Genomic DNA, 15,313 nt, shown 5'->3' on the forward strand with positions numbered 1-15,313 from the left:
CTGAATCGTAATCCGATTCATTAGTCTAGGGGTTGCGCACAAACGACTTTGACTTGATGCGCTTCTATCTGTTGTTTTAATGGTTTACTTAATTGGGAGTCGGTGATTAGCGTATCGACCGAGCTCCAGGGCAGTTCCTGATTTGGGATCCTGCGCCCGATTTTTTCCGATTCCACTACCACGATGACTTCACGGGCGACTTCAGACATTACCTGGCTCAGCCCGATTAACTCGTTAAAGGTTGTGGTGCCGCGGTCTAAATCTATGCCATCGGCACCGATAAACAGCTGGTCGAAATCGTAAGATCGTAATACCAGTTCCGCGACTTTTCCCTGAAACGCTTCCGATCTGGCATCCCAGGTTCCTCCGGTCATCAATAAAGTTGGTTCATTTTCCAGCTCATGAATTTGATTGGCGATAGACAGTGAATTTGTCATCACCACCAGACCATGCTTGTGACGCAGTTCGGGAACGATCGCCGCAGTTGTCCGGCCACTGTCAATAATAATGCGGTTATGGTCTTTGACATGGCGAGCCGCTTCACGGGCAATAGAAAGCTTTCGTTTCGAAACTTGTTCGTTGTTTTCAGCCTGGATGATTTCCTGAGGAAGAGGGACTGCGCCACCGTATCTACGTAGCAAAAGGCCGCTATTTTCCAAAGCGGCCAAATCTTTTCGTATGGTTACTTCTGAGGTTTGGAACTGAATGGCCAATTGATCGACACTGACTTCGCCCTGCTGCGCTAAATGGCTTAAAATTACATGGCGGCGTTGTTGAGTATTGCGTTTCGACATAAGTTTCGAATGTGTTCTTTTAAGTTTCGTTTCGAAAGTTATAATTAAAGCAAAAGATTGTGATAAAAGCAAAATTCAAACCGTAATAAATCGTAACTGCGTTCGACGATTATCGCTTGTTTGTGCGGTTTGTTTGGTTTGTCGGGTTTTAGATATGGCTTGAAAATGCTACATTACGCAATATTGTATATACAACTTTGACCGCAGCATAAACGTTTAATTTTATGGCTGATAAGGTCTTTACCAGGTATTCGAAAAATCCTATGACGCAATCTATTTTTCAGTTACAACAAGGCAGCCAACCGCTGCTGATATCTATGCCTCACAATGGCATAGAAATTCCCGATGATATTCGACAAACCATGACTGCCGCAGGCTTGAATGTTGCCGATACTGACTGGGATCTGGATAGATTATATGCGTTTGCAAAAGCGCTGGGTGCTTATGTAATTGTGCCTACTTATAGTCGTTACGTGATTGACTTGAATCGCTCCCCCGATGGCGCGAACTTATATCCAGGTGCAGACAGCACCGAACTGTGTCCGACCACAAATTTTCAGCGCCAGCCTCTGTACAAAACCGATATGCAACCAAGCGAAGCAGAAATTAGGCGTCGCGTTGCCACATTCTGGCAGCCTTATCATCAGGCGGTGGCTGATACATTAGCCGAGATCCAAAAAATTCATGGTAAAGCCTTGTTGTTGGAAGCCCATTCCATCTGCTCTGAGGTTCCACGCTTTTTTGACGGTCAGCTGCCTGATTTTAATTTTGGAACCAACCAGGGTAAAAGCTGTAGTCAGGCGCTGCATCAACAACTGGAACGCATGGATTTTTCACCTTATTCTCAGGTTATCGATGGTCGCTTTAAAGGCGGTTACATAACTCGCGCATACGCGAATTTGGATAAACACATTGAGACGGTGCAGTTGGAGTTATCACAAAGAACCTATATGAATGAAGCGTTAGATGGCGACACCGTGCAGGTCAGCACCTACAATGAAACCAAAGCTCAACAGGTGATTCCGCAGTTGCGGATGATGGTACAAAGCTTTCTGGATTATATGTCTGATAACCATCATTCTCACCGTAGCAATTCTAACTGTTCTTCGTCTGGAGTTTCGCAGTAATGACACAACCTTGTTCACACGCGTTATTTGCGCGGGATGTTCTTATTGGTACCCGTTGGCACCAAAATCAAACCTTAATGATTGAAAATGGCGTAATCGCTGAGATTATTGCTGGCAAGGTTGATCACGCGGAAGAAGCGCAGGGACCCGTTATCCCTGGCATGGTTAATTGCCATTCGCATGCGTTTCAACGTGGTTTTGCTGGCTTTTCTGAGCAGGGGAGTGAAGGGCAGGACAGCTTTTGGACTTGGCGTAAGATCATGTACAAATTTGTCGATCATATCAGTCCAGAGCAAGCGAGGGTTATTGCCAGACAGTTGTACATTGAGATGCTTAAAGCCGGCTATACCCGCGTCGCTGAGTTTCATTATCTTCATCATGACCCTGAAGGTAATTGCTATCCGCAGTTGAGTACCATGGCCAGAGCAATATTTCAGGCGGCAGGCGATGCTGGAATTGGCATTACCCTATTGCCAGTGCTTTATCGGTTTAGCGGCTTTGGTCCTTTGCCGCCAACCCATGGACAGCGTCGTTTTATTAATAGTGTTGAGCAGTTCAATCAGTTAGTCAGTGACTGTTTTGATTACGCCAAATCGATAGAAAATGCCAACGTCGGTATTGCTCCCCATTCATTGCGTGCGGTTGATTTAGAATCGCTACATGACGTGGTAAATCATGTTAAACGTCTTGATGCTCAAGCGCCGATTCATATTCATATTGCCGAGCAAATGCAGGAAGTGGATGACTGCTTGGCGCATTATCAAAAACGCCCGGTGCAATGGTTATTGGATAATATCGACGTGGATAAGCATTGGTGCCTGATCCATGCTACTCATATTGATGAACAGGAACTAAAAGGGATTGCCAAATGTGGTGCCATTGCTGGGATTTGCCCTACCACCGAGGCGAATCTTGGCGATGGAATTTTCCCTACCGCAGATTTTTTACAAGCCGGTGGGCAATTGGCTATTGGTTCTGACAGTCATATCAGTGTCAGTGCGACGGAAGAATTGAAATTACTGGAATACGCACAGCGCCTACAAAAGCAACAGCGAGCCGTATTGGCTAATGCTCAGACCGCATCTGTTGGCCTTAATTTATGGCAGCACAGCAGCCAGGGTGGCGCGCTGGCGACATCCAGCAATACCGGTGAAATAGCTGTAGGTCGACAAGCGGATTTATTAGTTCTTGATCAGGATAAAATGCGTCTGTACGCTGGCGGTGCCGACTATCGTATGGACAGCTTTATCTTTGCCAATGCCAGTAATGCGGTGCGCGATGTGATGGTGAATGGACGGTGGGTGATTCATGAGTATCAGCACCGCGAGCAACAGCAAAGTGCAGATGACTTTGCCAGAGTACTAGCGCATTTATCTTCGGAGAACTGATTATCAGCATCAAGCAGACACAACCCCCGAACCTCCAAAGCGATAGTAACGATCGCCGTTGTGGCACGTTGTCCGCGTACGTTAGTGTCCGTCATTCAAGTGAAAGTGGGGAACGTATCATAGAGGATTGTTTGGTTGAAGAGCTGCCTGTCGCCATTGTTTATAATGGCTTAACCCATGCTGTGATGATGCTAACCCCGGTGGAATTAGAATATTTTGCCTTGGGCTTTTCATTAACGGAAGGCATTATCGACTCGACTAGCGATGTGTTTGGTATTGAAACGGTTGTTCAGGAAAACGGCCTGGAATTGCAGCTGGATATCAACTCAAGACAGTTTAATCGCTTAAAGCAGCGGCGTCGTATGCTTAAAGGGGGGAGTGGCTGCGGCTTATGCGGCAAAGAATCCCTGGATTTGATTGCGCCGAATAAAGACCCACTACCTTATAGTGAAATGCCGAGCTCTTTACGAATTCTTGCATCGTTACAATGCTTTTCTGATGCCCAGGTACTCAATCAACAATGTGGCAGTGTCCATGCTTGTGGTTTTTTTGATAAGGACGGTAACCTAATCCACATCAGTGAAGATGTCGGCCGACATAATGCGTTGGACAAGCTTATTGGATATCTTAGCAAGCATAACATTCATCGTGAGCAAGGCTTTGTTCTTGCCTCAAGTCGAGCCAGCTTTGAAATGGTGCAAAAGTGTCAACTATTTGGGATTGCCACCCTGGTCACGGTTTCCGCAGCAACCAGCATGGCGGTGGCATTGGCACAAAAAAGTAATATGAATCTGGTAGGCTTTGCCCGAGACGGGCGGAACGTTGTTTATCATAAATCAGAAACAAGACAGATATAACCTGCCTGAGATTTTTAGTACAGGCGGTGCTGTTCGATATTTGAACACAGGTTCAGTTGCAAGTTTTTACTTAACCGGCGGTTGTGTTTACCAGTACTACAATATTCATTGTAATAATTCCTGATATTGTCGCGAGACTCTGTTAGCTGTTCAATATACGCGCGCTCATTTTTGCTCGCTTTCCTCAAATCGCCAGCCATAACACTAAGTAATTTTGACGGGCTAACACGGGCTTTCGTATCCATAACATCATTAAATTTGTTATCTATCGCAGTTTTTTGTTCCTCCCACCAGGCGTTTAACTGTGGTGACGGGTAATAGTGAAGGTACACTGCAGCTGCAACGATCAATATCAGTATTTTTTTCATAACAGGACCCGATAATTATTATTGGCCCCATGATACCTAATTTTGTTTGAAAAAAGCCATAAAACTTGTGTTAAATCATACTATGGTTTGGCTCTTAAGGTATAATTTAACAAATTAATGACATAGTCCCAGGGTGAGATTGTCGTCTGATGGAAGAAAATAACTCTAAATCCGTGCCGATCAAAACGATACCGGTAAAAGAAATCAAGGTTCACCGTCCCCGCAATGCTGAAGTCGAGCAATATAAACCTCGCGATCAAATTTACGTTCGAAAAGTAAGTGGTTACTTTCAACAGGTCCGCCAGAAAATGAATTTTTTCTTTCTGGCGCTGTTTGCGGTTTTACCCTGGCTCCAGTTTAATGGCCAACAGGCGATTTTATTTGATATCGGTGAACAGCGGTTTAATCTCTGGGGATTAACCCTGTGGCCTCAGGATCTGACCCTACTGGCCTGGTTATTCATTATTGGCGCTTTCCTACTGTTTTTTGTGACTACGTTCTTGGGAAGGGTATGGTGCGGTTATTTGTGCCCGCAAACGGTCTGGACGTTTATTTTTATCTGGTTTGAAGAACGGTTTGAAGGAACCGCTAATCAGCGTAAAAAACTGGATCAGCAACCCATGTCGCTTAATAAATTTTGGCGCAAAGCGGCAAAACATGCCTGCTGGATTGCCTTCGCATTGTTGACGGCGATTACCTTTGTTGGTTACTTCACTCCGATGCGTGAACTTGTACTCGACTTTTTTACTTTCAATGCCAGTGTTATGGCGACGGCCTGCATTGTGTTTTTCACGTTTGCGACCTACGGCAATGCGGGTTGGATGCGTGAGATTATGTGCTTGCATATGTGCCCTTATGCAAGATTTCAATCGGCCATGTTCGACAAAGATACACTTACCGTGTCTTATGATACTAACCGTGGTGAAACACGTGGCCCGCGTTCACGAAAAGCCAACCCTGAAGAGCTGGGGCTTGGTGATTGCATCGATTGTAATTTGTGTGTGCAGGTTTGCCCGACCGGCATAGATATCCGTAATGGCTTGCAATATGAGTGCATCAATTGTGGTGCCTGTGCCGATGCCTGTGATGGTGTTATGGATAAAATGGGTTATGACAAAGGTCTGATCCGCTATACCACCGAACATGAACTGACAGGCAAAAAGGTACATATACTGCGCCCGAAACTATTTATGTACGCGACGATTTTATTGGTGATGACCGGATTTTTTGTGGGAGATTTAGCGACTCGAGTGCCGCTGCAACTGGATATTATTCGGGATCGCAATGCTTTATCCCGGGAAACCAATGAAGGGTTGATTGAAAATGTTTATACCCTCAAGGTGTTGAATAAGTCGCAAATTGACAGTGTTTACAAAATATCGATAGAAGGTCTGGACCATACTCAGTGGCAAGGAAAGAAAAAAATCAGGGTAAAAGCGGCGCAGTTAGAAACGGTCACCGTCAGTATCGCCGTTGACCCATACGAACTAAAGGAATACATGACAGATATTTCATTTGTGGTTCAGCAAATCGAGCCAAAGGACAATGATGTCATTATTAAGCAATCGAGCAAATTTTTTAATCGTCGGCCGTAAAGGCGATAAAGACGTTAACGCCAAAGAAAATACATCCTAGGGGATTGGTTCGATACAGGTTACAATTTCGTTCTATTGTTTAAACTGGGTTTGCTATGACAGATTTTAATTTTTCATCGTTGTCACCTGAAACCATTATTGATGGTCTGGAGAGTGCCGGGTTTCAGGTCGATAGTGGTCTGTTGGCCTTAAATAGCTATGAAAATCGGGTATACCAGTTTCACGATGAAGAGCGTCGTAAATTTGTCTGCAAGTTTTATCGCCCAGGCCGTTGGCAGTTGCAGCAAATTCAGGAAGAACACGATTTTTCTTTCCAGTTGGACGAGCAAGAACTGCCGATTGTGGCACCTTTAAAGCGTGATGGGATCAGCATTTTTCATCATAATGGCTTTCATTTTGCGGTATTCCCCTGTCGCGGTGGTCGAATCTTTGAAGTTGATAATCTCGAGCAACTAGAGTGGATGGGGCGTTTTGTCGGCCGTATACATGCGGTCTCCTCTCAGCAAGATTTTAAGCATCGCCCAACCGTTTCCATTCAGGAAAGTTTGCTCGATGCCAGACAGGTATTGCAGGATTGTCAGATGCTACCGCTGGGGTTGCAAACGCCATTTTACACCATACTGGATCAGGTCATTGAGTTGGCAAGCGCTCGTTATGCGCCTAACCGTCAAATACGACTTCATGGCGATTGTCACGCCGGCAATATCCTTTGGACCGATGATGGCCCACATTTTGTTGATCTCGATGATTGCAAAACCGGACCGGCAATCCAGGATCTTTGGATGATGCTCAGCGGTGACAGACAGCAGCAAATGTTACAAATGGATACATTATTAATGGGTTATGAAGAATTCTTTTCATTTGATAGTAGTGAGCTGTCACTGATAGAATCGCTTAGAACCATGAGAGTAGTGCATTATATGGCATGGCTTGCCAGAAGGTGGCAAGACCCGGCTTTTCCCCGTAATTTCCCCTGGTTTAATACCGAGAAATATTGGGAACAACAAATACTTGCATTAAAAGAACAGGTGGCCACTTTACAAGAACCGCCCTTGAGTTTAATGCCATAATGGTATATTCATTAGCAATTACGACAGAAAATTGATCATTCAGCGAACAGAAAACCGCACGCCAAGACAAGAATGCTTTGCTTTGTTGAACATTTTCAAGGTGAAGGTGTCATAAAAACATTCACCTATACGGGAATGTCCGTTAGACATTTGGAATCGATCATAAAACCATCGTATTTGGTATCACACAAATTAGAATTAGAAATACGTAAGGAATAGAATTACATGAAGAAGTTAATCTCTTTATTTTTGATTACCGCACTTGCTGCGTTTAGTAGTCAGGCCGCGAAGTATGTAGAAGGCAAGCACTACACTAAGGTGAGTGAAACCGCGTCTGCCAAACCGGAAGTGCGCGAGTACTTCTCTTTTTATTGTCCTCATTGTTTACGCTTTGAACCCTTTATGCAGGACTTAGCGCGCTCATTACCTGAAGGCGTAAGCTTTGAAAAAAATCATGTGGACTTTCTTCGTGCTGCAAGCGAACAAGTACAGTTCGACATCACTAAAGCGTTAGTGGTTGCTGAGCAACTGCCACAGAAAAATCAGCTAATTGGCGCAATTTTTAATGAAATTCAAGTACAGCGTCGTCCAATCACTTCGCCAGAAGATATCCGTAAAATCTTTGTGATGAACGGTGTTGAAGGTGAAACGTTTGATAAAATGTTTAAAAGCTTTGCGGTAAACTCGCAAGCGAAAAAGCAAAAGAAAAATCAAGATGATCTGGTGGCCAAGCGAGCTTTAACGGGCGTGCCAACGATTGTGGTTAACGGTAAGTATCGTGTTAATGCCAATGAGCTAGACCGTGCAGATTTCCTGACGGATTATAAAAACATCGTGGTGTATCTAAGCCAGTTAGATTAATAATTAGATTATAGTTTTTAAAAGGCGCTTTTAGCGCCTTTTTCTTTGTCTGATAGTTGGCCTTTAACGCGAATAATTTGCCGAGCAATGTTCTCTGGTGTCAGGTCAGTGTGATAACTGAGGGGGGACGGGCCCTATTGTTTGGATTTCAGTGACCAGGCAATCACCACGGCGATACAGGCGAGCACAACACTTACGCTAAACTGTGCACTCGATTGCATTTTAATCCCACTTCCCATCAACGCAAAAATACTCATCTGGGGAATATAACCAAGATAAGAGCCAAGCAAATAGGGCTTTAGCGGCACATGGGCGGCTCCGGCACACAGGTTAAACAGAAAATTATTTCCCGCAGGGATAAAACGAACCATCAGGGTTTTTCGAAATGTTTGATGCGCCAAAAGCTTGTGAATTTTATCCACCTGCTGTTGGTATTTGGGCACTAGCAGGTGTCTGAGCCCATATCTGGCGATAACAATCGTGATTAAGCAACCAAGGATGGCTGCAGTCGTTGCCAGAAATATGCCTGACATGGCACCAAATAAATATCCGGCACTAAATGCACAAATTTGCCTGGGCAAACCAACAGCTGTACCCAGGATCATCAGGAGCAAAAAGTTTAGGGCCAGATTTTCCGCAAACTGAGTCCTGAATTGCTCCAGAGTGTTGAGGTTAAAATATTGGCTTAGACCCGAATAGTGAATGCCGGCGCTAATGAGGATGCCGAGCAGCAAAAAACCTAAGATCAGCTTGATGGTCAGGCGATGACGTAGCCACCACTGTTTTAGTTGTTTTCGATTCAGGACGTGCCGGTACACCAGGAATGCCTCTTATTACCATCATAAGGTCGCGCCAGCCCATGGGCCAGTAATTGCTGAGCCAGACTTTGACCATCCAGATAAACATCGGCAACAAGACGAAAATACTTGCCGCGCTCAATATTCCTCAGTTCGATTAACTCTGCTTTTAGTAATTGTTCCCGGGTAAAATCCCGGGCTTGAATGGCTAATTGTTTTTCAGCTGCACACTTACCGCGGATTTCCGGTGTTTCCACTGCGTTGATTCGTATCGGAGTATTATTGCCAATAACATCGGGCCAGTGGGCAATATTGGCGCGAAAGGTATCGCCGTCATAGACATTGACGATACTGGCAACGGTGACGCTGCCATAGTTACCGAACAAAAAAGGCGAAAACAGGCTTAGACCAAGCCAGGTTGCAAGGGCGAGAAATCGGCGACTAAAGGACAAGGGTAAACAACTTCTTATGCATTATTATTCTGGGCAGATTATAACCCGCTTGGCATCGATAAGCTGTAACTGTTTATGGTCACCTTGTTGAGCGAGACTCGCTTCGATGATGACCTGCTGATTGGGGATGGCTTTATCGGCTAGAAACTGTGCCGATTTCCCGAAAACGTGGACGATTCGCTCGGCGTTGGCATGTTTTGCCGGTAACCCAGACTGCTGACACTGTACGGTAAATTCAGCCATGCTGACATTATTCTGGGTTTGCATCAGTTTCACCTCAGAAATTAACGTCGCCTGCATGTGTAATTGATTAATGCTCTGCGGCAGGCCTTTACCGACGACCGATACATCGTCGGTCAAAATAAGGTGCTTGTTATTGTCACCACCGAGTTTCCCACTAAGCATGACCAGCTGGCCTTTATCCGCATGAATAAATTCACGTTCCAGAGACTCACCCTGGGCAAGACAGGTTAAATAGGTCGTCCAGTCTTTGTAGCTATTAGTGGATTTATCAAACCAACGTTGGTGGGTAGCAATAACGAATTCCGACACTGGCGTGGCGGGATTGGCGCGATAACGAACCTCTGGCTTTGCGACCAGATTCCCGGCCAATACGACTTGGCATTGTTGCCATTTTGGCGGCTTGATTGATTGATCCATAACGACTTTCTGCGTACAAAAGATACATCATATAGCATTTGCCGCAACGGGAAAATAGCTGCGTTCAGGCTGGTTGCACTGCGATGGAAATTCGCCAGGAGTAGCACTTTTGGCCTGCGCAGAATTCAATGGCAGAATATTTAAAACGTATTAAGTCAGGCAACAATGTATCGGATTTAACCGCTACAAGGTTAATCGTACCTGGTGCATCTTGTTACGAGCATGATGATTGTGAAGAACGACACGGGTACTTCGCTATGTTCAATAGGATTCATTTCCTTTAAAGGCAGGGTTGAGGCCGATATTTTGTACAAATAGCCATCAAAGACGCTGCTATCGACAGATTTATATGGCAAATTCAAAAGGGTTAGAATAAAATTCCCTTTCAATGTGCGGCTCTCGTGGTGAAATGGATATCACGTGGACCTCCGGAGTCTAAGTTGCAGGTTCGATTCCTGCCGAGAGCGCCATTCCTCTTCATAGAAATTTCATTGCAAACAGTGTTTATTCTCGACGTCCACTGTTGAATCCAAATCAATTGATACAGGTTTTGTCATCCATATCGGGTATTCGAGCAAGCACCACTACGCATATATCTATTATCCAGACTTCCTTTGTGTTTGTCTGTTAAAAGACTAGGGTTATTCCATCAGAAATAATGCTAATACTGGCGTCCGCGCTTGTTAATTGCCCACCAAGAAAGGTGCAATGCCGTTTAAAGAGCGCTCGATTGATTGCAGCGGGGTTAGCCCTTGCGGGTATTCTTCCTGCTCGATGACAATCCATTGCGTGGCACCTTTAGTTTTGCAAGCTTGGATCAGCGCATGCCAATCATAATTATCTTCTCCAAGAAGTACTTTAGTCTCTGCTGCAACACTGCCAGGACGGCCTTTATAGGTTCGGATTTTGAAATGGGTTGTTAATGTTCGATTGGGGTGTTGTGTGAGTAATTGCACGGGGTCCTGTTTGGCAAAGCGTGCCCAACCAACATCCAATTGCATAACCACAGCGTTGTCTGTATGAGTATTCAAATAATCCCAGTACGAACCGCTAAGGTAGGTATCGAACTCTTTAGCATGGTTGTGGTAACCAAGTTTTAAACCATAGCCTTGAGCAATGCTGGAAATTTTATTCAGTTCGTTTATCAGTTCGTCGATTTTATTCGGGTCGTTGACCCTGATATCGTGAGGAATAATGACCGTTTCGGCGCCAATCCTTTGGTAAAATCTAAGATTGCGAGCACCAGCGTCTCCACGCAGTTGTTGTAACGGAACGTGTACGCCGCTGACCTTGAGTTGCAGCTCGGCAAGGCGTTTCTTTAAGCCATCAGGGTTGTTAACATAGGGGCCATATCGTCCGGCAAATTCTACCCCGGAAAAGCCCATTTTTGCTAATTCGCTTAGGGTCTTATCAAAGTCTCTGCTCAGTTCATCCTTTACGGAATGAAGTTGCGCACTTATTTTTAATGGCGCCGCCGTTGCAAAGACAATCGGCCAGAGCGATATCAACGACCAAAGCCAGATCAAACATCGTTTTTTTAAACCCACTAATGAAACTTCCTCTTCATTCAAATATTTGCAGTTGCTTAACCGAATAAAAATATGTAACTATCGATTATATTCAATCAAAAGTAATCATTATTGATCGTTAAGTAAAGGCGAATTTTCGGTGAAAATAGGAAATTTTAAACTCATGCTGGCTATGAACATGGCGATTCTATGCGCATCATGCGCCACGGTTAATAAAGCCAGTTTGCTCGACCCTCAACTCTCTCAGTTTGAAAATGTTTACCCATTTGGTAATGCGACAATGGTGGATGGCGAGTTACATTTGCAGTCAGAATCCAATTGGTTTTTAACAACCCGAAAAACCTATCAAGACTTCATTTTAACTGCCGAAATTAAAATGCCTGACGTTACCGAATACAGTAATTCTGGCTTTATTTTTCGAGGTCAAATTCGCGATCTAGATCAGGGCAAAGTCGTTGTTGGCTATCAGGCTGAAGTCGATCCCAGCCCGAGACGATGGAGTGGCGGTTTGTTTGATCAGGGCCGGCGGCAGTGGCTGCACCCTGAACATCCTGTGCGTAGCAACAGGGATAAAGACTTTATTAAATCATACATAGCAAACTGGAATGAAGAGTTGGCAAGCACTTTCAAAGCCAATGCCTGGAACCACTATCGTATTGAATGTCGTGGCACAGAGATAAAAATTACCGTCAATGGCATTTTGACGACCCATATTATCGATCGCAAAGACAGTAAAGGGGTGATTGGTTTACAACATCATGGCAGCAAACAACTCAGGGAAACGGGAAAGAGCGACAATATTGTTCGCTTCCGTAATATTTACATCGTTGAGTTGTAGACATCCTTTTTATCTAGAAACACATATCGCAATCTACTCGATTAGCGGACAAACACAGGGGTTACGAATAAAACTATGGCGCAGGAATATGATGTTATCGTGGTCGGTTCCGGCATAACCGGCGGTTGGGCGGCGAAGGAATTTACCGAAAAAGGATTTAAAACCTTAGTCATCGAACGAGGACGCAATGTGGAGCACCGTGGTTCGGAATATACGGATATGCAGGCGCCCTGGCAAATTGAAAATCGTAATCTGGTCCCTGAAGATTTCGATGAACAAGGGCGATACCAATTGATAAAGCAGAAAGGGTATTTTAAAGGAGCAACTAAGCAATTTTTTGCGGATGACAAAGAACATCCTTATAGCTATCCGGATGCTCGCCCGTTTAAATGGGTGAGAAGCTATCAATTAGGTGGTCGTAGCGTTACCTGGGGTAGACAGTCTCTGCGCTGGGGGCCTAAGGACTTTGTGGCTAATAAGAAAGATGGAAACGGTGTTCCTTGGCCAATAGGTTACGAGGATTTGGCACCCTGGTACGATTATGTCGAATCATTTATTGGCGTATCCGCAAATCGCGATGGGTTGGAAGACTTACCGGATGGTGTTTTTCAAAAACCCTGGGAGATGAGTTGTGCCGAGAAAGTCATCGCAAAAAACCTTCGCAAAGCCTATTCTGATCGCCGGTTGATTATTGGCCGGGCAGCAAATATCACCGAGCCTACCGCAGAACAAATGAAATTAGGAAGGGGTCAATGTCAGGCTCGCGCTTATTGCAAACGGGGTTGCACGTTTGGCGGCTATTTCAGTTCGTTATCGGCAACGCTGCCAGCAGCGAATAATACCGGTAATCTTACTCTGATCACGAATGCCATTGTTGAGCGCGTTGACTATGATGAAAAGCTCGGCCGGGCTTCGGGCGTGAGTATCATTGATACGCTCAGCAAAGAAAAGCGCAGCTACAAGGCACGGGTGGTGTTTTTATGTGCTTCAGCACTAGGGTCGGTGCAAATTCTGTTAAATTCCAAATCCGCAACGTTTCCCAATGGTATCGCCAACTCAAGCGGCGTCGTCGGGCGCTATATAATGGACCATTTTAGCGGTGTTCTGGCCGATGGCATTGTCCCGGGGCTTGACGATAAATTTGCAACAGGTCGTCGACCCATCGCAACCTATATTCCCAATTACCGGCATGACCAAAAAGATGGTGTTGAATTTGTGCGCGGTTATGGGTTTCAGGCAACGGCTCAACATCGAACCAAGACTCCAACCCATGCGAACAAGGCAGGAATTGGTGTAGATGTGAAGGAAGTCGCGAATCAGCCAGGCCCCTGGAAATTCCGAGCCATTATGTACGGTGAAATGCTACCGTATTTTGATAATGTGGCGTCTTTGCATCCGACTAAGACCGATCAATGGGGGATTCCACAGTTACATATTGATGCCCGCGTTCGAGACAACGAGCGAAAAATGATCAGGCAAGCGGCTAAAGATATTGGTGAAATACTCGATGTTGGGGGCTGCGTCGATATCAATGTCAACACAACACCTGAAGACAGACATATTGCTATTGGCGATCGTATCCATGAAATGGGCGGAGCTTGTATGGGAAATGATCCAAACACCTCCGTATTAAACAAATGGGCTCAAGCCCATGATGTCGATAATCTATTTGTGACCGATGGCGCTTGTATGTCCTCCTGTGCTACCCAAAATCCTTCTTTAACATATATGGCGATTACCGTGCGAGCTGCGGATTATGCCGCTAAATTGATGCAAAAAGGGAGTCTTTAAAGGATGAGGACATTCAGTAGTGAATTTATTATCAGTCGTCGTGTATTTATCGGCTCGGCGATGGTTTTGGTTGCCGCGCCAATACTTGCAGGCACAACTAATACAGAAAAAGAGCTGCTTGTTATCAGCAATAGCGGTCAGTTTTTTTCGGCAGAGCATATGACGATGCTGGCGGATATTGCCGAAATTATGATACCCATCAGCGACACGGCAGGGGCGACAGATGCTCATGTTATTCCTGTGCTGGATGCGATGATGTTAACCTGGGCGGTAGCCGGGACAAAAAAACAGTTTCTGCAGTTGCTGGTTAAACTCAATGAAATTGCCAAGGCTTCGTTTCAGACTCACTATCTCAACCTAGGTAAGGATGAGCGGGTTGCATTGGTGAGCCAACTGGATAAACGCGCTTTTGCTAATCAGACGTCTGAATTATCGAAAAGCTATCGCAAATTAAAGAAAATTATTTTTCATATTTACTACACCTCAGAGCCGGCAAATCCTGACTTTATGTTGATCCCAGGAACCTATCGAGGCTGCGTAACCCAAGCCGAACTAGACACCTTTAATGCACGTGGAAGGGTGTCTTGAGTTATCCTCGAGGCTCTGCCGTCGCCATTAATCGATAGATCGTGAATGCATTTGTCGAAATGATAAATATTTCCATTAATGTACCGCCGATGGAGCCGATGAATATATTGTTAATTAACCACAAGGCTGAACCGATTAAGATTGCGAGTCGCATTTTAATGCCACTTAAACATAACAGCGCGTAGGTACCAAGAACGCTGGCGGCGATAGGGAGCAAGTCAATAAGAGATTGATAGTTGAGATAACTCAACAGCGCGATCAGAACGATGAAGATGATTGCCATTCGCGATGAGCGTATATAAAGAGAAATGAGAGTTCTGAGAAAACTTATTAAACAAAGCGTAGCGGGCACCAAACTATCGAGCAGGTAAAAGTGCACTCCGTGGATCAGGTACACCGCCATTAACAAGGTTTTTAAGTAACGGTCGTCTTTTTGGTAGAAGGCCAACACGGCGAGAAGAAAACTGATCCCGCCAACCAGCTGTCCTATTTCTGTAATACTCAAATTGCTACTTATTTTGAACGAAAGTTTCGGCTTTAATTAACGGCGGCGCATCGGCAATATCAAATCATATATATTTGATATTGCCACGGTTAA

Annotated in this window: 16 protein-coding genes and 1 tRNA gene; 10 read left to right on the forward strand and 7 right to left on the reverse strand. The window is 44.9% G+C overall.

All coding sequences use genetic code 11. The features are described from left to right. Positions 1–20: 20 nt before the first annotated feature. Entirely contained in the window at positions 21–794 is a 774-nt protein-coding gene (locus ACHUFQ_RS00060; protein WP_394171805.1) for a DeoR/GlpR family DNA-binding transcription regulator, read from the reverse strand. Between the two features lie 263 nt (positions 795–1,057). On the opposite strand from ACHUFQ_RS00060, the gene hutG reads away from it, so the two are divergent. The 3 genes from hutG to fdhD all read left to right on the forward strand — a co-directional run bounded on the left by hutG (position 1,058) and on the right by fdhD (position 4,166). Further along, positions 1,058–1,921 carry an N-formylglutamate deformylase gene (hutG, locus tag ACHUFQ_RS00065; RefSeq protein ID WP_394171806.1) on the forward strand — a complete coding sequence of 288 codons (864 nt, stop codon included), beginning with the start codon at positions 1,058–1,060 and terminating at the stop codon, positions 1,919–1,921. After that, positions 1,921–3,309: a formimidoylglutamate deiminase gene (locus ACHUFQ_RS00070; protein ID WP_394171807.1), complete on the forward strand. Its 1,389-nt coding sequence runs from the start codon at positions 1,921–1,923 to the stop codon at positions 3,307–3,309. The genes hutG and ACHUFQ_RS00070 overlap by 1 nt, the downstream gene beginning before the upstream one ends. Positions 3,310–3,440: 131 nt before the next feature. Continuing rightward, positions 3,441–4,166, forward strand: a complete 726-nt coding sequence (gene fdhD / locus ACHUFQ_RS00075) for a formate dehydrogenase accessory sulfurtransferase FdhD (RefSeq protein WP_394171809.1) — start codon at positions 3,441–3,443, stop codon at positions 4,164–4,166. Positions 4,167–4,180: 14 nt separating this feature from the next. Here fdhD and ACHUFQ_RS00080 read toward each other — a convergent pair whose 3' ends face one another. Further along, positions 4,181–4,534, reverse strand: a complete 354-nt coding sequence (locus ACHUFQ_RS00080) for a hypothetical protein (protein ID WP_394171811.1) — start codon at positions 4,532–4,534, stop codon at positions 4,181–4,183. Positions 4,535–4,683: 149 nt separating this feature from the next. Here ACHUFQ_RS00080 and ccoG point away from each other — a divergent pair, with 149 nt between their 5' ends. From ccoG to ACHUFQ_RS00095, 3 genes are all read left to right on the forward strand, one after another. Beyond that, positions 4,684–6,129 (forward strand): cytochrome c oxidase accessory protein CcoG, encoded by a 1,446-nt coding sequence (ccoG, locus tag ACHUFQ_RS00085; protein WP_394171813.1) that lies wholly within the window; start codon positions 4,684–4,686, stop codon positions 6,127–6,129. Positions 6,130–6,224: 95 nt separating this feature from the next. Then, on the forward strand, positions 6,225–7,199 hold the full coding sequence (locus ACHUFQ_RS00090; RefSeq protein WP_394171815.1) for a serine/threonine protein kinase: 975 nt from the start codon (positions 6,225–6,227) through the stop codon (positions 7,197–7,199). A gap of 225 nt (positions 7,200–7,424) precedes the next feature. Beyond that, the gene (locus tag ACHUFQ_RS00095) at positions 7,425–8,060 is read left to right on the forward strand and encodes a thiol:disulfide interchange protein DsbA/DsbL (RefSeq protein WP_394171817.1); all 636 of its coding nucleotides are present in this window, start codon (positions 7,425–7,427) and stop codon (positions 8,058–8,060) included. 134 nt (positions 8,061–8,194) lie between these two features. On the opposite strand, the gene ACHUFQ_RS00100 is transcribed toward ACHUFQ_RS00095, so the two are convergent. The 3 genes from ACHUFQ_RS00100 to ACHUFQ_RS00110 are packed head-to-tail and all read right to left on the reverse strand — an operon-like array spanning position 8,195 to position 9,969. Further along, positions 8,195–8,878 carry a TVP38/TMEM64 family protein gene (locus ACHUFQ_RS00100; protein ID WP_394171819.1) on the reverse strand — a complete coding sequence of 228 codons (684 nt, stop codon included), beginning with the start codon at positions 8,876–8,878 and terminating at the stop codon, positions 8,195–8,197. After that, on the reverse strand, positions 8,860–9,309 hold the full coding sequence (locus ACHUFQ_RS00105) for a thermonuclease family protein (RefSeq protein ID WP_394171820.1): 450 nt from the start codon (positions 9,307–9,309) through the stop codon (positions 8,860–8,862). Before ACHUFQ_RS00105 ends, ACHUFQ_RS00100 begins: the two co-directional genes overlap by 19 nt. A 24-nt stretch (positions 9,310–9,333) precedes the next feature. Further along, entirely contained in the window at positions 9,334–9,969 is a 636-nt protein-coding gene (locus ACHUFQ_RS00110; protein ID WP_394171822.1) for a single-stranded DNA-binding protein, read from the reverse strand. A 395-nt stretch (positions 9,970–10,364) separates the two neighbouring features. Between ACHUFQ_RS00110 and ACHUFQ_RS00115 the strand changes: the two genes are divergently transcribed. Continuing rightward, positions 10,365–10,439 (forward strand) — tRNA-Arg (locus tag ACHUFQ_RS00115). 213 nt (positions 10,440–10,652) lie between these two features. On the opposite strand, the gene ACHUFQ_RS00120 is transcribed toward ACHUFQ_RS00115, so the two are convergent. Continuing rightward, a complete protein-coding gene (locus ACHUFQ_RS00120) occupies positions 10,653–11,516 on the reverse strand; it encodes a sugar phosphate isomerase/epimerase family protein (protein WP_138319378.1) in 864 nt (287 codons plus the stop codon). 145 nt (positions 11,517–11,661) lie between these two features. Here ACHUFQ_RS00120 and ACHUFQ_RS00125 point away from each other — a divergent pair, with 145 nt between their 5' ends. The 3 genes from ACHUFQ_RS00125 to ACHUFQ_RS00135 all read left to right on the forward strand — a co-directional run bounded on the left by ACHUFQ_RS00125 (position 11,662) and on the right by ACHUFQ_RS00135 (position 14,715). Next, positions 11,662–12,336, forward strand: a complete 675-nt coding sequence (locus ACHUFQ_RS00125; protein ID WP_394171824.1) for a 3-keto-disaccharide hydrolase — start codon at positions 11,662–11,664, stop codon at positions 12,334–12,336. Between the two features lie 75 nt (positions 12,337–12,411). After that, positions 12,412–14,127, forward strand: coding sequence for a GMC oxidoreductase (locus ACHUFQ_RS00130; RefSeq protein ID WP_394171826.1), 1,716 nt, complete (start codon positions 12,412–12,414; stop codon positions 14,125–14,127). A gap of 3 nt (positions 14,128–14,130) precedes the next feature. Further along, positions 14,131–14,715, forward strand: a complete 585-nt coding sequence (locus ACHUFQ_RS00135; protein ID WP_394171828.1) for a gluconate 2-dehydrogenase subunit 3 family protein — start codon at positions 14,131–14,133, stop codon at positions 14,713–14,715. 1 nt (position 14,716) lies between these two features. Here the strand turns inward: ACHUFQ_RS00135 and ACHUFQ_RS00140 are convergent, their stop codons facing one another. Further along, positions 14,717–15,220: a YgjV family protein gene (locus ACHUFQ_RS00140; protein ID WP_394171830.1), complete on the reverse strand. Its 504-nt coding sequence runs from the start codon at positions 15,218–15,220 to the stop codon at positions 14,717–14,719. Positions 15,221–15,313 lie beyond the last annotated feature (93 nt).

It is taken from the genome of Thalassotalea litorea, from assembly GCF_043642205.1.
Taxonomy (GTDB): domain Bacteria; phylum Pseudomonadota; class Gammaproteobacteria; order Enterobacterales; family Alteromonadaceae; genus Thalassotalea_A; species Thalassotalea_A litorea.